The organism is Salinisphaera sp. RV14, assembly GCF_052044135.1.
In the GTDB taxonomy this organism is placed as follows: Bacteria; Pseudomonadota; Gammaproteobacteria; order Nevskiales; family Salinisphaeraceae; genus Salinisphaera.
On the sequence record NZ_JBQDYF010000009.1, the window covers coordinates 138,416 to 161,476 of the forward strand.

Annotated in this window: 20 protein-coding genes; 12 read left to right on the plus strand and 8 right to left on the minus strand. The window is 65.8% G+C overall.

The genetic code is table 11. The annotated features are described in order from the left end of the window. Genes ACS8Y6_RS11125 through ACS8Y6_RS11140 form a run of 4 tightly spaced genes read left to right on the plus strand, consistent with a single transcriptional unit; the run spans position 1 to position 3,293 of the window. Positions 1 to 1,242 (plus strand): NAD(P)/FAD-dependent oxidoreductase, encoded by a 1,242-nt coding sequence (locus tag ACS8Y6_RS11125; RefSeq protein ID WP_440855572.1) that lies wholly within the window; start codon positions 1 to 3, stop codon positions 1,240 to 1,242. Then, positions 1,239 to 1,808 (plus strand): DUF3261 domain-containing protein, encoded by a 570-nt coding sequence (locus ACS8Y6_RS11130; protein ID WP_440855573.1) that lies wholly within the window; start codon positions 1,239 to 1,241, stop codon positions 1,806 to 1,808. Before ACS8Y6_RS11125 ends, ACS8Y6_RS11130 begins: the two co-directional genes overlap by 4 nt. Further along, positions 1,805 to 2,530, plus strand: coding sequence for a 3-oxoacyl-ACP reductase FabG (gene fabG, locus ACS8Y6_RS11135; protein WP_440849933.1), 726 nt, complete (start codon positions 1,805 to 1,807; stop codon positions 2,528 to 2,530). The genes ACS8Y6_RS11130 and fabG overlap by 4 nt, the downstream gene beginning before the upstream one ends. A gap of 22 nt (positions 2,531 to 2,552) precedes the next feature. After that, positions 2,553 to 3,293 (plus strand): 4'-phosphopantetheinyl transferase family protein, encoded by a 741-nt coding sequence (locus ACS8Y6_RS11140; RefSeq protein WP_440855574.1) that lies wholly within the window; start codon positions 2,553 to 2,555, stop codon positions 3,291 to 3,293. 18 nt (positions 3,294 to 3,311) lie between these two features. On the opposite strand, the gene cysG is transcribed toward ACS8Y6_RS11140, so the two are convergent. Both cysG and ACS8Y6_RS11150 read right to left on the minus strand, forming a co-directional pair. Beyond that, on the minus strand, positions 3,312 to 4,736 hold the full coding sequence (gene cysG / locus ACS8Y6_RS11145) for a siroheme synthase CysG (protein WP_440855575.1): 1,425 nt from the start codon (positions 4,734 to 4,736) through the stop codon (positions 3,312 to 3,314). Positions 4,737 to 4,776: 40 nt separating this feature from the next. Continuing rightward, positions 4,777 to 5,583 (minus strand): sulfite exporter TauE/SafE family protein, encoded by an 807-nt coding sequence (locus ACS8Y6_RS11150; protein WP_440855576.1) that lies wholly within the window; start codon positions 5,581 to 5,583, stop codon positions 4,777 to 4,779. A 157-nt stretch (positions 5,584 to 5,740) separates the two neighbouring features. Here ACS8Y6_RS11150 and cysB point away from each other — a divergent pair, with 157 nt between their 5' ends. Then, positions 5,741 to 6,721, plus strand: a complete 981-nt coding sequence (gene cysB / locus ACS8Y6_RS11155; protein ID WP_440849929.1) for an HTH-type transcriptional regulator CysB — start codon at positions 5,741 to 5,743, stop codon at positions 6,719 to 6,721. A 226-nt stretch (positions 6,722 to 6,947) separates the two neighbouring features. Here cysB and serS read toward each other — a convergent pair whose 3' ends face one another. Then, positions 6,948 to 8,246, minus strand: coding sequence for a serine--tRNA ligase (serS, locus tag ACS8Y6_RS11160; RefSeq protein WP_440855577.1), 1,299 nt, complete (start codon positions 8,244 to 8,246; stop codon positions 6,948 to 6,950). A gap of 347 nt (positions 8,247 to 8,593) precedes the next feature. On the opposite strand from serS, the gene ACS8Y6_RS11165 reads away from it, so the two are divergent. Further along, positions 8,594 to 12,070, plus strand: coding sequence for a PAS-domain containing protein (locus ACS8Y6_RS11165; RefSeq protein ID WP_440855578.1), 3,477 nt, complete (start codon positions 8,594 to 8,596; stop codon positions 12,068 to 12,070). Between the two features lie 197 nt (positions 12,071 to 12,267). On the opposite strand, the gene ACS8Y6_RS11170 is transcribed toward ACS8Y6_RS11165, so the two are convergent. Continuing rightward, positions 12,268 to 12,963, minus strand: a complete 696-nt coding sequence (locus ACS8Y6_RS11170) for a response regulator (protein ID WP_440849926.1) — start codon at positions 12,961 to 12,963, stop codon at positions 12,268 to 12,270. A gap of 378 nt (positions 12,964 to 13,341) precedes the next feature. Here ACS8Y6_RS11170 and ACS8Y6_RS11175 point away from each other — a divergent pair, with 378 nt between their 5' ends. After that, entirely contained in the window at positions 13,342 to 14,022 is a 681-nt protein-coding gene (locus ACS8Y6_RS11175; RefSeq protein WP_440855579.1) for a haloacid dehalogenase type II, read from the plus strand. Positions 14,023 to 14,121: 99 nt separating this feature from the next. On the opposite strand, the gene ACS8Y6_RS11180 is transcribed toward ACS8Y6_RS11175, so the two are convergent. From ACS8Y6_RS11180 to ACS8Y6_RS11195, 4 genes are all read right to left on the minus strand, one after another. Beyond that, positions 14,122 to 15,453: a replication-associated recombination protein A gene (locus ACS8Y6_RS11180; protein ID WP_440855586.1), complete on the minus strand. Its 1,332-nt coding sequence runs from the start codon at positions 15,451 to 15,453 to the stop codon at positions 14,122 to 14,124. Positions 15,454 to 15,633: 180 nt separating this feature from the next. Continuing rightward, positions 15,634 to 16,029: a VanZ family protein gene (locus ACS8Y6_RS11185; RefSeq protein ID WP_440855580.1), complete on the minus strand. Its 396-nt coding sequence runs from the start codon at positions 16,027 to 16,029 to the stop codon at positions 15,634 to 15,636. Further along, entirely contained in the window at positions 16,026 to 16,685 is a 660-nt protein-coding gene (gene lolA / locus ACS8Y6_RS11190) for an outer membrane lipoprotein chaperone LolA (protein WP_440849923.1), read from the minus strand. Before lolA ends, ACS8Y6_RS11185 begins: the two co-directional genes overlap by 4 nt. A gap of 123 nt (positions 16,686 to 16,808) precedes the next feature. Further along, positions 16,809 to 19,319 (minus strand): DNA translocase FtsK, encoded by a 2,511-nt coding sequence (locus ACS8Y6_RS11195; protein ID WP_440855581.1) that lies wholly within the window; start codon positions 19,317 to 19,319, stop codon positions 16,809 to 16,811. Between the two features lie 172 nt (positions 19,320 to 19,491). Between ACS8Y6_RS11195 and ACS8Y6_RS11200 the strand changes: the two genes are divergently transcribed. From ACS8Y6_RS11200 to ACS8Y6_RS11220, 5 genes are all read left to right on the plus strand, one after another. After that, complete coding sequence (locus ACS8Y6_RS11200) at positions 19,492 to 19,827, plus strand: hypothetical protein (protein ID WP_440849921.1); 336 nt, start codon at positions 19,492 to 19,494, stop codon at positions 19,825 to 19,827. Positions 19,828 to 19,894: 67 nt separating this feature from the next. Next, on the plus strand, positions 19,895 to 21,037 hold the full coding sequence (locus tag ACS8Y6_RS11205; protein ID WP_440855582.1) for a GNAT family N-acetyltransferase: 1,143 nt from the start codon (positions 19,895 to 19,897) through the stop codon (positions 21,035 to 21,037). Continuing rightward, positions 21,034 to 21,804, plus strand: a complete 771-nt coding sequence (gene aat, locus ACS8Y6_RS11210; RefSeq protein ID WP_440855583.1) for a leucyl/phenylalanyl-tRNA--protein transferase — start codon at positions 21,034 to 21,036, stop codon at positions 21,802 to 21,804. Before ACS8Y6_RS11205 ends, aat begins: the two co-directional genes overlap by 4 nt. Positions 21,805 to 21,931: 127 nt before the next feature. After that, entirely contained in the window at positions 21,932 to 22,150 is a 219-nt protein-coding gene (gene infA / locus ACS8Y6_RS11215) for a translation initiation factor IF-1 (RefSeq protein WP_109994791.1), read from the plus strand. 176 nt (positions 22,151 to 22,326) lie between these two features. After that, positions 22,327 to 22,812, plus strand: coding sequence for a pilin (locus ACS8Y6_RS11220; RefSeq protein ID WP_440855584.1), 486 nt, complete (start codon positions 22,327 to 22,329; stop codon positions 22,810 to 22,812). Positions 22,813 to 23,061: the final 249 nt, after the last annotated feature.

The window sequence follows — 23,061 nt, forward strand, 5'->3', positions numbered from 1 at the left end:
GTGAACAGGCAACACACCGACATCGCCATCATCGGCGCCGGCCCGGCGGGCGCGACCATGGCCGCGCTGCTGGCCGATCGCGGCTGGCGGGTGACCGTGCTCGAGCGCAGCCACTTCCCGCGCTTTGCCGTGGGCGAGAGCCTGCTGCCACGCTGCATGGACGCCCTGGCCGCCGCCGGCATGCTGCAGGCCGTGGAAAACGCCGGCTATCAGATCAAGCGCGGCGTCACCTTCAGCGAGAACGACCGCGACGCGAGCTTCACCTTCGACGAGCAGTTCACGCCCGGCTGGTCCTGGACCTGGCAGGTGCAGCGCGCCGATTTCGATCATCGGCTGGCCCGCGAGGCCGAGCGGCGCGGCGCGGCGCTGCGCTTCGGCCAGACGGTCGCGTCGGTGGATTTCGCCACACCGGGCGCGCCGCGGCTGAGTATCGTCGCCGACGACGGCACCCGCACCGAGCTGGCCGCGCGGTTCGTCTGCGATGCCAGCGGCTCGGCACGCGTGCTGCCGCGACTGCTGGGCCTCGACCGGCCGGGCAGCGCCCCGTCACGGGCCGCGCTGTTCACGCACGTCGCCGACCGTATCGACGATCCCGATTACCAACGCGACCGAATCCTGATCGGCATCCATCCCGAGCAGCCGGACGTCTGGTACTGGCTCATCGGCCTGGCCGACGGACGCGCCTCGGTCGGCATGATCGGCCCGCCCGAATGGCTGCAGGCCGCCGATGGCCCGCCGGTCGAGCGCCTGCGGCATTACCTGGCCCAGGAGCCACGGCTGGCCCGGCTGCTGGCGCAGGCCGAGTTCGACAGCCGGGTCGGCCAGACCGAAAACTATGCCTACGACATCGCCGCGCTGCACGGCCGGGACTATGCGCTGCTCGGCAACGCCGCCGGCTTCGTCGACCCGATCTTTTCCTCGGGCGTAACCATCGCGCTGGAATCCGCGCTGCGCGCGGTCGAGCCGATCGATGATCAATTGCGCGGCGCCGCACCCGACTGGCAGACCCGGTTCGAAGGCCCGATCCGCGACGGCCAGCGGGTATTCACCCGCTTCATCGCCGCCTGGTATCGCGGCGCACTCAAGCATGTGTTGTTCAACCCGGCGCCCGATCCCGCCATCCGCACCATGCTGAGCTCGATTCTGGCCGGCTATGTCTGGGACACCAACAACCCCTACGTTGCCGGGCCCGAACGCCGTCTCGACACCCTGTGCCGGCTGTGCGCGCCCGGCTCATCGTGAGGCGCGCGCTGCTGCGGGGGCTCATGGCCGGCGCCGTGGTCGCCACCTTGAGCGGTTGCATGCCGGGGCCATTGATCCGGCCACTCGGCCCGGGCGTGCTCGGGCAATCGGTCGAGGCGCGGCAGCAAGTGACCGTGCACTACCATGGCCATACGCGCAGCCTGCAGGTCGCGCTGCGCGTCGTGCCGAACAACCTCACGCTGGTCGGGCTGTCGGCCATGGGCCAACGCGTGTTCACGCTGGACTGGAACGGCCAGTCCATCGCGCGCGGCCAGGGGCTCGACACCGGCCAACGCATTCCGGCGAAGCGGATTCTGGCGGATCTGGAGCTCGCCTACTGGCCGCTGCCGGCCCTGCGCAAGGCGCTCGTCGATCCGGATCTGCGCCTGCGCCAGCTCGGCGACACGCGCACGCTTTGGCGCGGCAACAAGCTGTTGTGGCTGGCCGCCCGGGGCCACGGCGATCCCTGGCACAGCCGGTTGACGGTCTACGATGCCCGGCTCGGTTACCGGCTGGACGTCAAACCGCTGTCCTTCAATATCCCTTCGAATTCAGACACGCCATGAGCGACACCATTCTCGTCACCGGCGCCAGCCGCGGTATCGGCCGTGCGATCGCCGAGCGCCTGGCGCGCGACGGCTTCGACATCGTCGTGCACTACCGGCAGCGCGAAGCCGCGGCACAGGAAGTCGCCGAGACCATCCGCGCGCTGGGCCGCCGGGCCCGCCTGATCGCCTTCGACAGCGCCGACCGTGAACAGACCCGCGCAGCGCTCGAGGCGGACATCGCCGAACACGGCGCCTACTACGGCCTGGTACTCAACGCCGGCATCGCCCGCGATGCCGCCTTTCCGGCATTGACCGACGCCGCCTGGGACGCCGTGCTCGACACCAATCTCGACGGTTTCTACAACGTCGCCAAGCCCTGCGTGATGCCCATGATCCGACGGCGCCGGCCGGGGCGCATCGTCACGCTATCGTCCATCGCCGGTGTCATGGGCAATCGCGGCCAGGTCAACTACAGCGCCGCCAAGGCCGGGATCATCGGAGCGACCAAGGCCCTGGCGCTCGAGCTGGCCAAGCGTCGGATCACGGTCAACTGCGTGGCCCCGGGACTGATCGCAACCGACATGACCGACGAGCTCCCGGCCGACCAGCTCAAGCGCATGATTCCGCAGCAGCGCATGGGCCGCCCGGCGGAAGTCGCTGCCGCGGTCTCGTTTCTGTGCTCGGCGGACGCCAGCTACATCACTCGCCAGGTGATCTCGGTCAACGGCGGGCTGTGCTGACCGCAACGCCGCGGGTATTGGCATGACGCGGCTGAGTCTGGCGCTGTTCGTGTTCGACGACGCCATTGACCCGACGCGCCTGTGCGCGGCCTTGAGCCCGGCCGAACGCGCGCGGCATGCGCGTCTTCCCAGCGCACGCCGGCGGCGTGAATATCTCGCCAGCCGCTGGCTGCTGCGCCAGCATCTCGCCTGTATCCACCCGGCCGCGCCGCGGGCGTTGTCCATCGAATACCCGCCGGGCGCGCCCCCGCGCAGCGCCGATACGCCGTCGCATCTGGGCCTCAGCCATAGCGGGGTCGCCTGCCTGAGTCTGGTCGCGGATGGCGTGGCGGGCTGCGATATCGAGCAGGTACGCAGGCGCCGCTTCGCCCCCGAGCGATACGCCCGGCACTGTTTTCACCCCGACGAGACCGCCGCCCTGAGTATGGCGGCGCCCGGGCAGCGTATCGCCGATTTCCATCGTCTGTGGACGCTCAAGGAAGCCAGCCTCAAGGCCCGCGGGCTCGGCCTCGGCAGCGGCATGGCGCGGCCGAGTTTCGCGCTGCGACCGCGGTTGGCGTGTACCCGCCCGCCGGCCGACGGCGCCTGGTCTTTCGGCGCCTGCGATCTACAGTTGCCGGCCGGCCGGTTCGCGCTGGCGCTGGCCGCGGCAGCGCCCGAGATCACGCTGGTTCTGGCGCGTCTGCGGCCGGGGCGCGCCGCTGTGGTGGAGCGCGAGTTACTGTCGCCCGACTGGCAGATCATCCGCAGCGATGCCCACTGACGGCGCCCGGTAGCAAGTTCACTCCCCGGCGGCGGGATGAAACCAGCCAAGCCGCTCGTGCAGCCGCACGACTTCGCCGACAATCAGCAGCGCCGCGCCGGTCGAGCGCTCGGCGGCCACGCGATCCGGCAGGTCGTCCAGCGTCGCCGCGATCAGGCGCTGGCGCGCCGTGGTGCCATCGATGATCATCGCCGCCGGCCAGTCGCCCGGCAGGCCGTGCTCGATCAGGCGGGCGCAAATCGTCGCGAGATTGCGCCGCCCCATGAAGAACACCACCGTCTGGCCGCGCTGCGCCAGCTCCGCCCACGACAGATTCAACTCGCCGGCCTTGAGATGCCCGGTGACAAAAGTCACCGACTGCGCACAATCGCGATGCGTGAGCGGGATACCGGCATACGCCGCGCAGCCATTGGCCGCGGTGATGCCGGGCACGATCTGGAACGGGATACCCGCGGCAGCCAGCTCCGATATCTCTTCGCCGCCGCGGCCGAACACGAACGGATCGCCGCCCTTCAGCCGCAGCACGCGCTTGCCGTCGCGGGCCAGCGCCACCATCAACGCGTTGATATCGTCCTGCGGCAAAGTATGCTTCGCGGCCCGCTTGCCGACGTGAATCCGTTCGGCCTCGGGCGACACCAGCGCCAGGATCGCCGGCGCGATCAGGCTGTCGTAGAGCACGACATCGGCCCGCTGCATCAGGCGCAATGCGCGGAAAGTCAGCAGATCGGGCTCGCCCGGGCCGCTGCCCACGAGATAGACCTCGCCGCCAGGCGGCTTTCCGCCGGCATCGCCCTGGTCCAGCAGGGCACGCAAGGCATGGCGGGCGGCGTCCAGCCGGCCCGCGAACACCTGCTCGGCGATCGGGCCGTCGAACACCGCGTCCCAGAAGGCGGCGCGCTCGGGCCGGGCTATGCGGCGCCGGACCTCGGCCCGGAATTCACCCGCCAGCGCCGCCAGATCGCCATATGTGTGCGGCACCAGCGTTTCCAGCCGCGCGCGCAGGCGACGGGTGAGACTGGGTGCCGCCGCATCGCTGGATACGCTGATCTGCAACGGCCCGCGCTCGATCAGTGCCGGCACCAGAAAATCCGAATCCTCGGCCGCGTCGGCCCGCTGCACCGGTATGCCCTGCCCGCGCGCGGCCGCGGCAAAGCGCGCGTTCGCCTCGGCATCGTCGGTGGCGGCGAAGCACAGCACGGCGTCACGCGCGTCGGTGTCCGCGATGGGGCGCTGCTGCCATTCGATCGCGCCCGCCGTGGCGCGTTCGGCGAGCGCCGGGGTCACGCTCGGCGCAATCACGCGGATACGCGCGCCGGCCGCCAGCAGGCGTTCCACACGGCGTGCCGCGATCCGCCCGCCGCCGGCCACCACCACTCGGCGCCCTGCCAGCCGCAGCGCCACCGGGTACGGGGCAAAACGCGGGTCCACGGACTGTTCGCTCATCGGCTCGACTTGGCTCCCGATGTGTTGTGGGCGGTTGCCGTCAGGCGCCGAAATGCAGCGTCTTGTAGATCATGCTGACGGCCACGACAATCAATACGACGGCAATGATCGGGCGTAGCGCGCGATCGGGCAAACGCCGGCCGAGCCGGGTGCCGACATAGATCCCCGGCAACGAGCCCGCGAGCAGCAGGCCGAGTACGCCCAGATCGGTCGTGCCCAGCGTCAGGTGGCCGAGGCCGGCGATGAGCGTGAGCGGCACGGCATGGGTGATGTCGGTGCCGACAATGCGCACCGCGCGCGTGTTCGGATACAGAATCAGCAACATGGTGGTGCCGAGCACGCCCGCGCCCACCGACGACAGACTCACCAGCACCCCCAGCACCACGCCGCCCAGCACCGTGATCGCCGGGCGCCAGGCGAGCAGCTCGGCGCGGCTCTTGCCCGAGACGAACAGCATCCGCGCCTGCAGCCAGTGCACCAGCCGGTCGCGGGCGAAGGTCAGCAGCGCGGTCACGATCATGGTCACGGCCAGCGTCACCACCATCAGCTCCTGCACCCACGGCCGGAGTCCGACCATATGCAGCCAGGCAATGGTGAGGATGGCCGCCGGTACGCTGCCGGCGGCCATCAGGCCGACCACCGGCCAGTCGACCGTCTGCTGCCGGCCATGTAACACCGTACCGAACGCCTTGGTACCGGCGGCATACAACAGATCCGTACCCACGGCGGTCGAAGGCGAGAAACCGAAAAACAGGATCAGGATCGGCGTCATGAGCGAGCCGCCACCCACCCCGGTGAGACCCACGGCGGCCCCGACGAACAGGCCGGCGACGACAAAAGCGAGCATGCAGAGATCCTTGTCCGGCGCCCGGCCGGCGTTGCCTGTGGCCGACGCTGCAAGGCACCCGCCAGCCGATGAAGGGCGCCAAGCTACCAGCCACCCGACAAACCGAAAAGTAATATATGCTGATGCAGTAATGCCCCAATAGAATAAGCGAGCCGACATGAAGCTGCGACAGCTGGAGTACATCCACGAGGTGGCGCGACAGCAACTCAACATCACCGCCGCGGCGCGCAGCCTGCATACCTCCCAGCCCGGTGTCAGCAAGCAGATCCGTTTATTGGAGGAAGAGCTCGGGGTGCTGATCTTCGAGCGCAACGGCAAGCATCTCGACCGCATCACGCCGGCCGGCGAACGTATCCTGAACACCGCCCGCCGGATTCTTTCGGAAGTGGCCAACATCAACCGGACCGCCAGCGAATTCGCCGATACCGATCGCGGCTCGCTGCGGGTGGCCACCACGCATACCCAGGCGCGCTACGCCCTGCCGGCGACGATCGCCGGTTTCCGCCAGGCCTACCCCCGGGTATCGCTGCATATCAATCAGGGCGCCCCGCCCCAGATCGCAGGCTGGGCAGCCGCCGGCGACGCCGACTTCGCGATTGCCACCGAGGCGCTCGAGCATTTCGACGAACTGATCATGCTGCCCTGCTATCACTGGAACCGCTGCGTGCTGGTCCCCACCGGGCATCCGCTGGCCGACGGCAGCCCGCTTACCCTGGAACGCATTGCGGACTATCCGCTGGTGACCTACACCTTCGGCTTCACCGGCCGCTCGCAGCTGGACACCGCGTTTAACGAACACGGGCTGACCCCGGACGTGGTGCTCACGGCGGTCGATGCCGACGTGATCAAGACCTATGTCCGCCTCGGTCTGGGCGTGGGCGTGATCGCCAACATGGCGTACGACGCGGCGAGCGACCAGGACCTGGTGAGTCTCGATGCCAGCCATCTGTTCTCATCGAGCACCACCCACATCGGCTTTCGCCACAACCTGTTCCTGACCGGATTCATGCGTCGCTTCATCCGCATGTTCGCCGAGCATCTCACCGAGGACGTGGTCGATCGCGCGATCGAGGCCTATCCGGGCCCGAGCTTCGATACGCTGCTGGAAGAACTCTGGCCGCAGCTGCCAACGCGCTGAAAGACATGTACGGATTGGTGATCGGCCGCTCGCGAATACAGGCGGTTTATCCGCAGATTAAGCAGATTGCATAGATTAAAAGCGTCGTGTTTTCCGCTGCTTGCAACGAAAACAACGGAGTAAAGATGCCCCGCTAGATCGAGCCCGGCTCGACTGTCAGCCGACGATCTATCTTGTTTATCAATCTGCGTCATCTGCGCAATCTGTGGATGTGCTTGCCAGAACCTTACGTTCTCGCGCGACCAGGCGGCGCCGGCTCGATGACATCAATGCCGCCCATGTACGGCCGTAGCGCGGCGGGAATGCCGACGCTGCCGTCCGCGCGCTGGTGGTTTTCCAGCACCGCGACCAGCGCACGGCCGGCGGCCACGCCCGAACCGTTGAGGGTATGCAGCAGCCGCGGTTTGCCGGTGTCCGGGTCGCGGTAGCGCGCGCCCATGCGCCGCGCCTGAAAATCCCGCGTATTACTGATCGACGAGATCTCGCGATAGGTCTGCTGGCTGGGCAGCCAGACTTCCAGATCGAAGGTGCGCGCGGCCGAGAAGCCGATATCGCCACCGCACAGATCGACCACGCGATAGGCCAGCGCCAGGTCCTGCAGCACGCTCTCGGCGCTGGCGAGCATGGCCTGGTGGCAGGCATCCGAATCGTCCGGATGGGCGATATTGATCAGTTCGACCTTCTCGAACTGATGCTGGCGAATCATGCCGCGCACATCGCGCCCGGCCGCGCCGGCCTCGGCGCGGAAACACGGCGTGTGCGCCACGAAGCGCAGCGGCAGTTGCTCCGGCTCCAGGATTTCGTCCGCCACCATGTTCGACACCGGCACTTCGGCGGTGGGAATGAGGTAGTAGTCGTCCGGCTCGGCGAGACGGAACAGATCGTCGCCGAACTTGGGCAGCTGACCGGTGCCGTAAAGCGACTTCGAATTCACGATATAGGGCACGTTGACTTCGGTGTAGCCGGTGCCGATATGCTTGTCGAGCATGAAGGCGATCAACGCCCGGTGCAGCCGTGCAATGCCGCCGCGCAGCACGGTAAAGCGCGCGCCGGTGATCTTCGCGGCCGTCGCGGCGTCCAGCCCGTCCAGGCCCTCGCCGATCGCCACATGATCGGCCACCGCAAAGGTGAAATCCGGCGGCTCGCCCCAATGACGGATGACCGCATTGTCGGCTTCATCCGCGCCATCCGGCATGGCGGCATCCGGCAGATTGGGCAGGCCGGCCTGGATATCGGCAAGCTGCCCGGCCACGGTTTCCAGCTCGGCCTTGGCCCGGTCGAGCTCGGCGCCGAGCCCGGCCACGGCCTCCTTGAGCGGCTCGATGTCCTCGCCTGCAGCCTTGGCCTTGCCGATCGCCTTGGAACGCTGGTTGCGCTCGGCCTGCAGCGATTCGGCCCGCGTCTGCAGCGCCTTGCGTTTTTCTTCCAGCGCGCCGTAACCGGCCGCATCGAATTCGAAGCCGCGGCGGGCGAGCGCCGTGGCCACGCTTTGCGGGTCATTGCGCAGCAGTCGGGGGTCGAGCATCGCGAGATCAGGGTTAGAATGGCCGCGCGCATTATAGAGCCTGTTGCGGTTTCGTGCGGCACCGCGCCATCGGCCCGCAACCGCTGCGCGCCGTTGGCAATGCCGTGGCGCCGTGCTACACCAACGATCGACGCGACGGCCGCCTGCCGCTGCCCGCAGATCACGGCGCACGGCAACAGGCTACAAAACGGCACCGGCGCGGCCGGGCGCCGCGGGCCCAATCAGACACTGGCAGTGGGACTGCCCGGGAGCGACGCATCATCAGTGCCTGGATACTCATTACAATATCGCTGATCTACATCGGCGTTCTGTTCTATATCGCCTATGCCGGCGACCGCCGTGGCCGAATGATGCGCCGGCCCGGGCCGCGCCCGGTGGTTTATGCCCTGTCGCTGGCCGTGTTCTGCACATCGTGGGCGTTCTACGGCAGCGTCGGCAGCGCGGCGAGCGATGGCTGGAGCTACCTGCCGGTCTATCTCGGCCCGATGATCGCGCTGCTGATCCTGGCGCCGGTGCTGCGCAAGATGCTGTTGATCGCCAAGCAGCAGAACACAACTTCGATCGCCGACTTCATCGCCGCCCGTTACGGCAAGTCACAGGGGCTGGCCGCGCTGGTCTCGGGCATCGCGCTGCTGGTCGTGCTGCCGTATATCGCGCTGCAGCTGGATGCGCTGACCACCTCGTTCAACATCATCGTGCACGGTGCCTACAGCCGCCCGCAAACCGAAGTCACGCTGGCCGGCTGGACCGACACCGGTCTGCTCGTGGCCATCGCCATGGCGGTGTTCTCGATCGCCTTCGGCACCCGCCACGTCAATCCGCGCGAATCGCACCAGGGCATCATCCGCGCAATCGCGTTCGAGTCGATCGTCAAACTGGGCGCTTTTCTCATCGTCGGCGCGGTCGTCACCTTCGGCATGTTCGGCGGCGTGCACGACCTGTTCGCCCAGGCGAAAAACGTACCCGCGTTCCGCGACCTGTTCAATCAACCCCTGATCACGCCGCGTTTCATCACGGTCTTGATTCTGTCCACGTCGGCCACGCTGTGCCTGCCCCGCCAGTTCCATGTCGGCGTGGTCGAGAACACCGAAACACGGGACCTGAATACCGCGCGCTGGTTGTTCCCGCTGTATCTGTTCCTCATGTCGCTGTTCGTGTTGCCGCTGGCCGCCGCGGGGCTGACGGTGTTCGGCGCCAATACGGTCGACCCGGACCGCTTCGTGATCGCCTTGCCAATGCATGCGGACATGCCCTGGCTGACGCTGGTGGCCTACGTCGGCGGCGTGTCGGCGGCGACGAGCATGGTGATCATGGCCACCGTCACCCTTGCCACCATGATCTGCAACGAGATCGTGGTGCCGATCGCGCTGCGCCTGCCGGGCGCGCAATTCGGACACCGCCAGGATCTGTCGCGCGCGCTGCTCAACACCCGGCGGATTCTGATCGTCGTCATTCTGATCCTGGCCTGGGCGTTTTACCGCATGTTCGCCACCAGCCAGACGCTGGCCGGGATCGGACTGCTGTCGCTGTCGGGCGTGGTGATGTTCGTACCGCCCATGATCGGCGGCATATTCATTCGCCGCATCACCCGCCGCGGCGCCATCAGCGGTCTGCTGGCCGGCCTGCTGATCTGGCTGTACACGCTGGTGGTGCCGATCATGGTCACCCAGGGCTGGCTGCCCGGCGGCTGGATGGCGGCCGGACCGTTCGATATCGGCTGGCTGGCGCCACAGGCGCTATTCGGCACGCACTTCGGCGACACGCTCACCCACGGCGTGTTCTGGACGCTGGCGGGCGAGATCGCGGTCATGGCGTCGGTGTCGCTGAACACATCGATCACGCTGATCGAACGCGCCCAGGCCGTGGCCTTCGTGGATCTCGGCATGCGGCGCCAGCCGCGCAGCACCACCGACGTACGTCCGCCCGCGATCCGGGTCGGTGAACTGGAAGTCCTGCTGCAGCGCTTTCTCGGCCCGCAGGCCGCGCGCGCCGCCCTCCACGAGTACTCCGGCCATCACGATCGCCAGCTGCTGTCCAACCAGATCGTGGACGCATCGCTGCTGCAGTTTGCCGAACAGCGCCTGGCCGGCGTGGTCGGCAGCGCCTCGGCCCGTCTCATGCTGGCCTCGGGGCTGCGCCAGCGCGATCTGGCCCTGGAAGACATGGTCCGCCTGCTCGATCGCACCGCGGACGCCGTGCAGTTCAATCGCAACGTGCTCCAGGCCGCACTCGAGAATATCGACCAGGGCATCTCCGTGGTGGACCAGGACCTGCGGCTCATCGCCTGGAACTCGCGCTATCTCGAAGTATTCGAATACCCGCCCGGCATGGTCCGTACGGGGCGCCATATCGCCGATCTGATCCGCTTCAACGCCATGCGCGGCGAATGCGGACCGGGCCCGGTCGAGGAACATGTCCGCAAGCGGCTCGAACACCTGCGCGAAGGCAAGCCGCACCGCTTCGAGCGTCATCGCCGCAACGGCACGGTGCTGCAGATGACGGGCAACCCCATGCCCGGCGGCGGTTTCGTGACCACGTTCAACGACATCACCGAGTTCAAGCGCAACGAAGCCGCGCTGACGCGCATGAACGAGGAACTCGAGGCGCGCGTGGCCAAGCGCACCGAGGAACTCTCGCGCGCCAACGAAGGGCTGCGCCGGGAGAACCAGCAGCGCGCCGAGGCCCAGCGCGCCGCACTCGAGGCCCGGCGTGAAGCCGAACGGGCGAACCTGTCCAAGACCCGCTTCCTGGCCGCAGCCAGCCACGACCTGCTGCAGCCGCTCAACGCCGCGCGGCTGTTCGCCGCCGGCGCCGAACAGGGCAGCGCCAGCGCCCAGAGCACCGCGCTGCAGCAGATCCAGATGTCGCTGGAGGCGGCCCAGGCCCTGCTGGAACCCCTGCTGGATATTTCCAAGATCGACGCCGGCGCCTGGGACGTCAAATACCAGGCGTTCCCGCTGTCGCGCATCCTCGACCCACTCACTCGCGAGTTCGATGTGCTGGCCCGCAACGCGGGGCTCGTCCTGCATGCCGTGCCCTCGAACGCCTGGGTCCGGAGCGACCCCAACCTGCTGCGCCGGATTCTGCAGAACTTCCTGTCCAACGCGGTGCGCTACACCGAGAGCGGCCGCGTGCTGATCGGCGTGCGGCGCCGGGCCGATCACGTGCGTATCGAAGTCTGGGATACCGGCCCCGGCATTAGCGAGGACCAGCTCGAATCCGTTTTCGAGGAATTCCAGCGCGGCACCTCGAGCCACGCCTCCGGCGAGCGCGGCCTCGGCCTCGGTCTGTCCCTGGCCGACCGCATGGCCCGGCTGCTGGGCCACGAGATCAAGGTCAATTCCAAGCCGGGGCACGGCACCGTGTTTCGCATTCATATCGAACGCGTGGCGCCGGAAACCCCGGCCGCGGATTCGCCGGCAATCGAACCGGTCGCCGCCCAGCCGATCCACCGCGCATTGTGCGTGGACGACGACAACGCATCGCTGGACGCACTGGTCGGCCTGCTCGAACGCTGGGACATCGATTGCATGACCGCGCCGCCCGAGGACGCCCACGCCATTCTGGCCGACGAGCCATTCGATATCGCGATCTTCGACTACGACCTCGGCGAACATAACGCCAACGGCCTGGAACTGATCGAATCGCTGGGTCAGCGCTTCGAGGACACGCGCTTCATCCTGGTCACGGCCAATCGCAGCCAGGACATCATCGCCCGTGCCGAAGCCATGAACATCGGCCTGGTCTACAAACCGATCGGGCCGGAGAAACTCCGCGAAACCGTGCGCCGGCCAGTGCGCGGCGGCGAGATCGAAGCCGTATGAGCCAAGGGACAGGTGACAGCCCGCGGCGCCCTTTGATCGAGCGGTTGCAGGCCGGATTAGCCGAAGGCGTAATCCGACAAGCGGGCCGCTCTGGCGGGGAAGATGAGCGCGACCCGCGAGGCATAGCCTGTCGGCTTACGGCCTGCGCTGCAGGCCTGCCGACGATGGGCGGGCGGAATGTACGGATTCGCGCCGGCTCAGGGGTTCGAGTCGTTCAACTCGCGGCGGGCGTAATTGCCCCAGTCGATCTCGAGGCTACGCGCGGCAATCACGGCCTGGGTGCGTGTATGCACTTCCAGCTTGCGCAGGATTGCCGTGATATGCGCCTTGACCGTGGCCTCGGAAATATCGAGATCGATCGCAATCTGCTTGTTGAGCAAGCCATCGGTGAGCATCATCAGCACCCGCTGTTGCTGCGGGGTCAGGGTGGCGAGTTTCTCGGTAAAGCTGTCCTTGTCCGGTTCCGCGTTCTCCGCATGCTCGGGAATCCAGCGCTGGCCCGACAGCACCGCCGAAATCGCCTCGGCCATGGTCTCGGGCGACGACGATTTCGGAATGAAACCGGCCGCGCCATGTTCGAGCGAGGCCTGGGCAATGCTCGCGCCCTCGTGCGCGGACACCACGATAACCGGCAGTGAAGACGCCACGCTGCGCGCATGCACCAACGCCGAATAACCACGCGCGCCCGGCATGTTCAGGTCAAGCAGCAACAGGTCGGCGTCGCCATGACTATCCGCGAGCAACGCGGTCAATTCATCCACGCTGCCCACGGTCAGCAGTTCAGGCTCCCCCAGCGCCTGGGACACGGCCTGGCTGAGCGCGGTGCGAAACAGCGGATGGTCGTCGGCAATGATGACCCGATGTGCGCTTCCGGCTTTTGAACTTGTATTCATATAGTAGACGGCCTCGGCGTTTTTCCCCCACCCATCATATACGACCTAGCGATGATAGACCTATTGCTGATAGTGACAGCCGGCGGGTCGTTGCACGGTGCAGAGATACCATGAAGATTGTTGCGCGCGACTGCTCGCAAACAGCTTATCTGAATCCCGCCGCTTCGCGAACCGGCGGCGGGGGAAGTCGCGCTGTATGTGCGTTCCGCGTCCCGATCACGCATCGACCCATAGTTATTTTCAATCGGTTTCTGCGCTGCATTGCCGCGTTCAATACCCTCCGTCCCGGGTCCTGTTGTCGATTCCGGCGACGCCGCGTTGCGTCACCAGCCGGATCCCCCTAGCCTTCGATGTATTGCTCATACCCACAAACCCCATATGCCGACGCGCCATTTGGTATTCGACGTCAACGAAACATTGCTCGACCTTTCGACCCTGGACCCCGTTTTTGCCGACTTGTTCGGTGACCCGCACAGCCGCAGGGAATGGTTCGCAAGTCTGCTGCATTGGTCCACCGTCACGACCCTGACCGGATCGTTTGTCGATTTCACGCAGCTTGCCGGTCATTGCCTGGATCAACTGGCCACCCGGCGCGAGATCGCACTTGATGCCGGTCAACGCCAACGCGTTTTCGACGCCGTCGCCACGCTGGCGCCGCACGACGATGTACGCCCTGCCCTGGCGCGACTGCGCGCGGCCGGCTTCACGCTGACCGCGCTGACCAATTCCGCCCAATCGACCGTCGATGCCCAATTCACCAACGCCGGCCTCGATGCGGCATTCGACAACGTGCTTTCGGTGGCCGGCGCCGGCTGTTACAAGCCGCATCCGGCGGCATATGGCGTCGCTCTGAAGGCCCTGGACGCCACGCCCGAATCCCTGCGCCTGATCGCCTGCCACGATTGGGACGTCACCGGCGCATTACGCGCCGGCCTCAAGGCCGCCTTCGTCGCCCGCGGCGACGGCTCGCTCAATGCCGCCGGCGAGCGCCCCGACATTGTGGGCCACGGCCTCGCGGACGTCGCCGAGCGCATCATCGCCGCCGACCAACACGCGTAGGTCGGCTTGGGCCGTAAGCCGACAGGCCATGCCCGGTGGCCCGGCCCATCGCCGGTGCCGGAGCGGCCTGCAGGTCGGTCGACGTGGACGGGTCCGGGCTCAGGCGTCGTTGGATGTGCCATCGACAGCGTCGTTTTCGCCGGGATGGCTTCGGGTCTGGCGCGGGTCCTGGCCGGCGTCGAGCTCGCGCAGCCGTCTCAGCTTTTCACCGATCTTGATCTCGAGGCCGCGCGGGGCCGGTTCGTAGTAGCGCGTGCCGACCAGCGCTTCCGGCAGGTAGGTTTCTCCGGCGGCATAGGCCTCGGTCTCGTTGTGGGCGTAGCGGTAGCCTTCGCTGTAGCCGAGATCCTTCATCAGGCGCGTGGGGGCGTTGCGGATGTGCATCGGCACTTCCAGCGAGCCGCGGTTCCTGGCATCTGCCCAGGCCGCGTTGAAGGCCATGTACACCGCATTCGACTTGGGCGCACAGGCCATGTAGGCCGCCGCCTGCGCGATCGCCAGCTCACCTTCCGGCGATCCGAGCCGTTCGTAGGTTTCCCAGGCATCGAGGGCGATACGCAGGGCGCGCGGGTCGGCGTTGCCGATATCCTCACTGGCCATACGCGTGACGCGCCGGGCGACGTAGCGCGGATCGGCACCGGCCTCGAGCATGCGCGACAACCAATACAGGGCGGCATCGGGGTCGGTGCCGCGCACGCTCTTGTGCAGCGCCGACATCTGGTCGTAGAAGTAATCGCCGCCCTTGTCGAAACGGCGCAGGCCCGCGCTGAGTACTTCTTCCAGCTCGGCCTGGGTCACGACGCGCTCGTCGGTGCCGGCGGCAATCTCGGCGGCCAGTTCGAGCAGGTTCAGCGCCCGGCGGGCATCGCCGTCGGATCGCGCGGCGAGTTGATCGCGCAGCGCATCGTCCATGGTCACGCCGAGCCCGGCGAGCCCGCGCTCGGAATCGCTCAGCGCCCGGTCGATCAAAAGTCGGATCGAGTCGGCATCCAGTGCCCGCAGTACGTAGGTTCGGGTGCGCGAGAGCAACGCGTTATTCACCTCGAACGAGGGATTCTCGGTCGTCGCCCCGACCAGGACCAGGGTGCCGTCCTCGACGTAGGGCAACAAGCCATCCTGTTGCGCCTTGTTGAAGCGATGCACCTCGTCGACGAACAGCAGCGTGCCCTCGCCGCTTGCCTGTTGTGCCGTCTGGGCCTCGGCGACCGCGGCGCGAATGTCCTTGACGCCGGCCATGACGGCCGAAATCTGCACGAAGCGCATCGCCACGCGCGCGGCGAGCAGGCGTGCCAGCGTCGTCTTGCCGGTGCCCGGCGGGCCCCAGAGGATCATGGAATGGATGCGCCCGGCGGCCAGCGCGCGCGTCAGCGGCTTGTCCGGCCCCAAGATATGCGTCTGGCCGACGTATTCTTCCAGCGTCGCGGGGCGCATGCGATCCGCCAGCGGCCGCGCGCTCGGCTCCGCGCCGGTCGCCAAGTCGATTTCCTGTTGTGTTGACACGAGATAGTCTGTGTTGCGCTATGAATGCGGAACGCGCGCCGGCCAGGCCGGTCGCGCTGTCGTTCGATATCGCGCGAATGTAACACTGGGGCGCACCGGGCGCGCCCGGAATCAGGCGCGCTTTCGGCCTGCCGTACCCAGACGGGTGGCCACCCATGCGACCCAGTCAATATCCAACAGGCGAAGCAGTACAAGGGCCACGACCGCCCCGGCCGTATCGGCCATCCAGTCGTACGGGTCGCCATCGCGGTAGCCGCTGGCCCACTGCATGAGTTCGGTCGCCGCCGCAAAAACCGAAAGCGCGAGCAGTACGCGTAGCGGCGCGCGCAGATACAGCGCGCCGAACCAGGCGCCCATGACGAGAAAGGCCGAGCCGTGTTCGAATTTATCGAAAAATGGGATGCCCGGCGCGGACGGCGGGTTCGGCATCAGGCAGCCATAGACGAAGATCGCGCACAAAACCAGACCGAGCGCCCACCACAGCCGCCGCACCCGGTGCGGGTTCAACGCGAGGCACCCTGCCCGCCATTCCCATTCGCGCGGCCGTCCACCACTTCCACGTTTTTCGGCACCTTCAGGGTGAACTTGGATTCCGGGATTTTCGGATTAATCTTGACGTTGCCGAAGTTGATGCTGGTGGTCTGTCCGAGGTGGTCGTGCAGCTTCATCAGCGCCGGTACGTCGTTCTTCAAACCCAGATCCACGGATTTGAAATCGGTGTCCTTGGCCTTGGGTGTCAGGTGCACCCAGGTCAGCCCGTCGCGCTGGCCGCCATTGGTGATCTTGAACGCGTCATTGAGGGCTTCGCCGCCGGTCAGCAGCAGCGCGGGGGTCGCCTTGAGCGTGGCGCCGATATCGCGCACCGTCACCTGCGCCAGATCGACATCGTAGAACTTGAAGACCTTGCCGTTGCTGACAATGATCTGCTTGTAGGGCTTTTTGTATTCCCAGCGGAATTTCTTCGGCCGCGACAGCAGGAACGTGCCGCTGGCCTGCTGCACGATATTGCCGTTGTCGTCGCGCTGGACCTGCTGGAAATCGGCCGACAGCGTATTGACCTTGTTGTAGAAACCCTGGAGGGCCTTGGACCCCGACTCGGCCTGGGCCAGACCGGCAACGCAGAAAAGCATCACAAACGCGATGAGCCAGCGGGTCATCCGCATACCTGAATCCTCGATGTCACGGGCGGGCAACTCGATGGCCGCCGCCAACTAGAATGGCGATGATGCCGGCGAGCGTGGCGACACTGCCGTGAATCATGCCTGAATTGTCCTGCGGGGCGCGCATCAGTCGTCGTCCGGCGGCGCCGGCGCCAGCACCTCACGCCCACCGCTGCCTTCGGCCGGGCCGACGACGCCGGCATTCTCCATCTGTTCGATCAGCCGCGCCGAGCGGTTGTAGCCCACGCGCAGCCGGCGCTGTACGTAGGAAATCGATGCCTTGCGCGACTTGAGCACGATGGCGACCGCCTGATCGTAGAGCGGATCGGCCTCGACATCGTCCTCGCCGTCCGCGCCGCCCTCGGCATCACCGGCGCCGCCTTCGAGAATCTCCTCGATATAGTCGGGCCGGCCGGTCTGCTTGAGGTATTCCACCACCTTGTGCACTTCATGGTCGTCCACGAAAGCGCCATGCACGCGATTGGAAAACCCGGTGCCGGGCGGCAAATAGAGCATGTCGCCGTGGCCGAGCAGGCTTTCCGCGCCCTGTTGGTCGAGAATGGTGCGCGAATCGATCTTAGAGGCCACCTGGAAGGCGACACGCGTCGGGATATTGGCCTTGATCAGGCCGGTGATTACGTCCACCGACGGGCGCTGCGTGGCCAGAATCATGTGCAGCCCGGCCGCGCGCGCCTTCTGCGCGATACGCGCGATCAACTCTTCCACCTTCTTGCCGACCACCATCATCATGTCGGCCAGCTCGTCGACGATGATCACCACCGCCGGCAGGGGCACGAGCGTCGGCAGCTCTTCGCCGGCCTCGGCGGCCTCGTTGGACTGCGCGTTCTTCGCGATCGGGTCCTCGATCGGCTGGCCGGCCTCGATGGCTTTTTTCACCTTGGTGTTGAAGCCGGCCATGTTGCGCACGCCGAGCGCGGCCATGAGCTTGTAGCGCCGCTCCATCTCGCCCACGCACCAGCGCAGCGCGTTGGCCGCGTCCTTCATGTCGGTGACCACCGGCGCCAGCAGATGCGGGATGCCTTCGTAGACCGAAAGCTCGAGCATCTTCGGGTCGATCATGATCAGGCGGACCTCTTCGGCCGTCGCCTTGTGCAGGATCGACAGAATCATGGCGTTCACCGCCACCGACTTGCCCGAACCCGTGGTGCCGGCCACCAGCATATGCGGCATCTTGGCCAGATCGGCGGTGACCGGGCTGCCGCCGATGTCCTTGCCGAGTGCGAGCGTGAGCGGCGACGTGGCATTGGCATAACGCGCCGAGTCGAGAATCTCGCGCAGCGCGACGATCTCGCGATCGGCATTGGGGATCTCCAGGCCCACCACCGACTTGCCCGGGATCACCTCCACCACGCGCACGCTGGTGGTCGACATCGCCCGCGCCAGATCCTTGGACAGATTGGAGATCTGGTTGACCTTCACGCCCGGCGCCGGGTCGATCTCGAAGCGCGTGACCACCGGGCCCGGCTGCACCGCCACTACCTTGGCCTGTACGTTGAAATCCGCCAGATGCTGTTCGAGCTGCGCCGACATATGCTGCAGCACGGCCTCGTCCTGGTCGCTCTTGGGCTCACGCGCGGGATCCAGCAGCTCAATGGGCGGAATCGGACTGTCGCGTTCGGGATCGTACCGGGGCACATCGACCGGCTGTTCGCTGATCGGCAGATCGAGCTGGGTCGCCTTGTTCTTGCTGCTCTTGTCTTTCTTCCCGGGCTTTTTGACCGCAACGGAGCCACGGCCGGCGGCGGGTTCCGGCGAGGCCGCGGCGGGCTTCGGCGCAGTCTCGCCGGGGTCCAGGGTCGGCGCCTTGCGTTTCTTGTCGCGTCGTCTCTCGCGCCTGCTGGGTTTCGGCGGCGCCGCGGCGCGCTGTGCCGCGCGTTCGGCCCGGTTCGCGCGCCAGGCGCCGACGCGGTCGACCATCGCCATCAGCATGCCGATGGCCCCACCCAGCACGAAATGGCCGATGCGTTCGGCCACCGCCAGCCAGGAAAAACCGAGCCCCATGGAAAGCGTGATCACGAACACGGTGGTCAAGGCCCAGGCCGCGCCGATCATGTTGATCACGCCGGCCAGCGGGCGCGCCGCGGCCACGCCCACGACCCCGCCGCTGCCCTGGGGCAGACCGGTCGCCTGAATGCCGCCGAATATCAACCAGGCCAGGCCGCAGGCCGAAATCAGGCACAGCAACAACGAACCCGCCCGGATACTCTTGGACATGAGCTCGCCGCTCGGCCGCTTGCGATCGACGAAAATCAGCCAACCGCCGTAAAGCACCAGAAACGGAAAAATAAACCCGAGATAACCGAACAGGCTGAGCAGGACATCCGCAAACCAGGCGCCGGGCACCCCGAGCAGATTGTGCACCGCGGTGCCGTTGCCGTTATCGGACCAGCCCGGGTCGGCCGGGTTGTATGAGATCAACGCCGCCAGCAGAAACAGCGTGATCGCCATGGCGATGAACAGCGCCGCTTCACGCAACAAGCGGCCGAGACGCTGGCGATAGGCGCTCGGCGCCGCGTCGACGTCGTTGGCCGCACTGCGTGCGCGGCTTTTGGGGCCGGCCTTGGCGGCCTTGGACGCGGAATCCGCCTTGCCCTGCCTGCTCGCTGCCCTGGCCATTACCGCTGCGCTCCACGGAGGCGATCGAAGTCGATGGGTTGTGGTTCCGTAGTCCTCATGCGCATAGTGTAACCGAGGCTCATTGCTAGCTGTTGTGAGCGTCGGCGCAGACCCTTGAATTCAGGCTGTTTGCGCCAATATCGACGACACAAGAGGCTAATACGAGGTAACGATGTCGGTCCGCCATTTCCTGCTTACCGAAGACGGCGCGATGGAGGAGTTCACCGAAGACGAGGCATCGGCGGTTGCTGAAGGCAAGCGCGATCTGCCCCGCTTCGCCGAGCAGCAGTTGCGCTATGTACAGGTCGCCTTCGACGATCAAGCCAACGACGAGGGCGAGATCCAGGTCAAGACCCTGGGCGCCATCGTGAAATTCGATGATGCCGGACGCCTGACCGAGGCCGATCGCGCGCACGATGCCCAGGACGAACTCAACGAATTCGAGCACGACGCCTGCGTGCAATTCGCGCTGCGCGACACCCTGCCCCGGAGTTATGCCCTGAATTGATGGGCGCGGATGCCCGCGTGTTCCAAGGGCGCCCGGCCGGGCGGCGCTTCATTCCACCCCCGATATCATGGCGACACTGACGCAGGCCGAAAGCATTCTCGATGTGGATGCCGCCGAGTGGAATGCGCTCTGTGGTACCGACCAGCCGTTCATCCAGCACGGTTTTCTGGCGTCGCTGGAAGCCAGCGGCAGCGTGTCGCCGGAGCTCGGCTGGCAGCCGGCCCATGCCTTGCTGCGCACCGACGACGGCGCCCTCGTTGCCGCGGCACCCTTGTATCTGAAAGATCATTCCATGGGCGAATTCGTATTCGATTTCGCCTGGGCCAACGCTTATGCCCAGGTCGGGCTGAATTACTACCCGAAACTGCTCAACGCCGTGCCGTTCACGCCCGTCTCCGGTCCGCGCCTGCTGGCCCGCGACGATGGCGCGCGCCGCGCGCTGGCCGGGGCGCTGGCCAAACTGCCCGAGCACATGGGCGTATCGTCGTTGCACAGCCTGTTCGGTGACGACGGCTCCACCGCGGCCATGCTCGGCGCCGATGCGCACGCCCGCCGCGGCTGCCAGTACCGCTGGTTCAACCGCGGCTACGCCGATTTCGATGCATTCCTGCAGCAACTCTCGTCCAAACGGCGCAAGGAAATCCGGCGCGAGCGCCGCCGCATGACCGATGCCGGCGTGGCCGTCGTCGTACGCCGCCCGGATGAGATCCCGGCGGCACTGTGGGACACGCTCTACGCATTCTATGACCGCACCTACGCCATCCGCGGCCAGGATCCGTATCTGACCCCCGCATTCTTCGCCGAGCTGACGACGCGCCTGCGCGATCAGGTGTTGTTCTTCATCGCCTACCACAACGACCACCCCGTGGGCATGGCCTTCATGATGCGCAGCGCCGACACGCTGTACGGTCGTCACTGGGGCTGCGAGACCGATTACCACAGCCTGCATTTCGAGACCTGTTACTACGCCGGCATCGAATACTGCATCGAACACGGGCTGGCCTGCTTCGATGCCGGCGCCCAGGGCGAACACAAGATACGGCGCGGTTTCGAGCCGGTCGCCACCTGGTCCACGCATGTGATCGCCGATCCGCGGCTGGAACACGCCATCGGCGACTTCGTGGAACGCGAGGCCGCCATGATGGCGGACTTCGAGGCCGAACAACGCCAGCGCTGCAATTTCGAACAAGCACCGGCGACACCGCCGTGAGTGGCCTCCGACTCTACTGGCTGGACCCCAACCAGCCGGACGGCGCATTTCCCGATCCCGAGCTGGCCCTGGAAGAACCCAACGGCCTGCTCGCCATGGGCGGCGACCTCTCGCCCCAGCGCCTGCTTCGCGCCTATTCGCTCGGCATATTCCCCTGGTACAACCCGGACGAATCCATTCTGTGGTGGTCGCCGGACCCGCGTACCGTATTTCCCACGGACGGCGTCCGGGTCTCGCGGCGCTTTCAACGCACGCTCGCGCGGCCGGACTATGCCGTATCGCTCGACCACGCGTTTTGCCGCGTCATCCAGCAATGCGCCGCGCTGCGTGCCCATCGCGAAGGCACCTGGCTGGGCCCCGAAATGCGGGCGGCCTACATCCGGCTGCACGAACTCGGCCATGCCCATTCGGTCGAAGTATGGCGCGAGGGTGAACTCATCGGCGGCCTGTACGGCGTCGCCCGCGGGCGCGTGTTCTTCGGCGAATCCATGTTCAGCACGGCCACCGATGCCAGCAAGATCGCGCTGACGTGGCTCGCGCGCCAACTCCATGCCTGGGGTTATCGCTATCTCGACGGCCAGGTGGGTTCACCGCATCTGTATCGCATGGGCGCGATCGACATCCCGCGCGCGCATTTTCTGGATGCCATCCGCCAGCCGGAACCCGCCGCGCCCCCCGAATGGCCCTGGCATTTCACCATCGACGCGCCCCGGGACCCGGCGCATCTTGAAAAAAACCAGCGCACCAATACATCACGTACCAACTAAGCCATTGATGCGCCGGTCGCTTAAAACCGGGGCGCGAGCCGCCGTATCCACAGCGCGATTGAACCCCGCGCGCACATGGCAGATAATTCGGCGCGTCAAACCGCGCAGAGCAAGAGATCAGGAGCTAATGGCAAAAGAAGACCACATCGAGATGGAAGGCACCGTCGTCGAGACGCTGCCCAACACCACATTCCGCGTGAAGCTGGAAAACGGCCACATCGTGACCGCCCACATCTCCGGCAAGATGCGCAAGCATTACATCCGAATCCTGCGCGGCGACAGCGTCACCGTCCAGATCACCCCCTACGACCTCACGAAGGGGCGCATCACCTACCGCGGCCGCTAACACGGCCCGCAAGTGACGCGTTGCGTCACTCTCTGACGCCTGCAGCATCAAATGGCGCCCTGGCGTTCAGGCCAACATTCTGATTACACTGCGATTCCCGACTGGCACAACTCGTGCTTCCATATGCGTGCGTCCAGTCGACATGACTATTTTTAGCACTCAAGGGGGAACCCGCAATGAAGAAGCAACAAGGCTTCACACTGATCGAACTGATGATCGTGGTCGCGATCATCGGCATTCTCGCGGCGATCGCTATTCCGCAGTATCAGAATTATGTAGCTCGATCCCAGATGAGTGAAGCACTCAGCTTGGCCAGCGGACTCAAGACCAATCTGATGGAGTATTACTCGCAAAACGGCTCTTGTCCGACGAACAACAGCGATATGCACGCTTCGGCTGCTACCAACATTAATGGCACCTATGTAGACAATGTCACCGTAGCGACTGGTTGTAAGATCACTGCCACCATGAAGTCTAGCGGCGTTTCCTCTGGAATAAGTGGGAAAACGCTAAGCCTGCAAGCAGGCGAAGGCTCGGGAAGCTCTTTTACGGCCTTCGGGGGAAGTAGTGGCAGTGCAACTGGAGGTAGTGTCCAGTGGCGTTGTACTAGTGATGCAAATTCTAAATACCTCCCTGGATCCTGTACCAGCACGGCCAGCTAGCCTGCTGGTTACTTGACAATAATTTTCCAAGGCGACTGATCTGATCAGTCGCCTTTTTTATTGTGATGAAGTAGTTAAACCCGAAAACCGGATTAGTTAGTGGCCAATGGGCACAACGGGGGATAAAGGGGTCAGATACATTAGCTCTAGTCCTGATATAGCGGGGATAAAGGGGTCAGATACATTAGCTCCAGTCCTGATATAGCGGGGATAAAGGGGTCAGATACATTAGCTCCAGTCCTGATATAG

What these genes read in the sequence shown, in the direction of transcription:
- ACS8Y6_RS11200 (WP_440849921.1), top strand. Translation starts at nt 19,492, where the DNA reads ATGTCGGTCCGCCATTTCCTGCTTACCGAAGACGGCGCGATGGAGGAG.
- ACS8Y6_RS11195 (WP_440855581.1), bottom strand. Translation starts at nt 19,319, where the DNA reads ATGGCCAGGGCAGCGAGCAGGCAGGGCAAGGCGGATTCCGCGTCCAAG.
- fabG (WP_440849933.1), top strand. Translation starts at nt 1,805, where the DNA reads ATGAGCGACACCATTCTCGTCACCGGCGCCAGCCGCGGTATCGGCCGT.
- ACS8Y6_RS11180 (WP_440855586.1), bottom strand. Translation starts at nt 15,453, where the DNA reads ATGCGCCCCGCGACGCTGGAAGAATACGTCGGCCAGACGCATATCTTG.
- ACS8Y6_RS11150 (WP_440855576.1), bottom strand. Translation starts at nt 5,583, where the DNA reads ATGCTCGCTTTTGTCGTCGCCGGCCTGTTCGTCGGGGCCGCCGTGGGT.
- ACS8Y6_RS11170 (WP_440849926.1), bottom strand. Translation starts at nt 12,963, where the DNA reads ATGAATACAAGTTCAAAAGCCGGAAGCGCACATCGGGTCATCATTGCC.
- cysB (WP_440849929.1), top strand. Translation starts at nt 5,741, where the DNA reads ATGAAGCTGCGACAGCTGGAGTACATCCACGAGGTGGCGCGACAGCAA.
- serS (WP_440855577.1), bottom strand. Translation starts at nt 8,246, where the DNA reads ATGCTCGACCCCCGACTGCTGCGCAATGACCCGCAAAGCGTGGCCACG.
- ACS8Y6_RS11205 (WP_440855582.1), top strand. Translation starts at nt 19,895, where the DNA reads ATGGCGACACTGACGCAGGCCGAAAGCATTCTCGATGTGGATGCCGCC.
- ACS8Y6_RS11220 (WP_440855584.1), top strand. Translation starts at nt 22,327, where the DNA reads ATGAAGAAGCAACAAGGCTTCACACTGATCGAACTGATGATCGTGGTC.
- lolA (WP_440849923.1), bottom strand. Translation starts at nt 16,685, where the DNA reads ATGCGGATGACCCGCTGGCTCATCGCGTTTGTGATGCTTTTCTGCGTT.
- infA (WP_109994791.1), top strand. Translation starts at nt 21,932, where the DNA reads ATGGCAAAAGAAGACCACATCGAGATGGAAGGCACCGTCGTCGAGACG.
- ACS8Y6_RS11165 (WP_440855578.1), top strand. Translation starts at nt 8,594, where the DNA reads ATGATGCGCCGGCCCGGGCCGCGCCCGGTGGTTTATGCCCTGTCGCTG.
- ACS8Y6_RS11175 (WP_440855579.1), top strand. Translation starts at nt 13,342, where the DNA reads ATGCCGACGCGCCATTTGGTATTCGACGTCAACGAAACATTGCTCGAC.
- cysG (WP_440855575.1), bottom strand. Translation starts at nt 4,736, where the DNA reads ATGAGCGAACAGTCCGTGGACCCGCGTTTTGCCCCGTACCCGGTGGCG.
- ACS8Y6_RS11140 (WP_440855574.1), top strand. Translation starts at nt 2,553, where the DNA reads ATGACGCGGCTGAGTCTGGCGCTGTTCGTGTTCGACGACGCCATTGAC.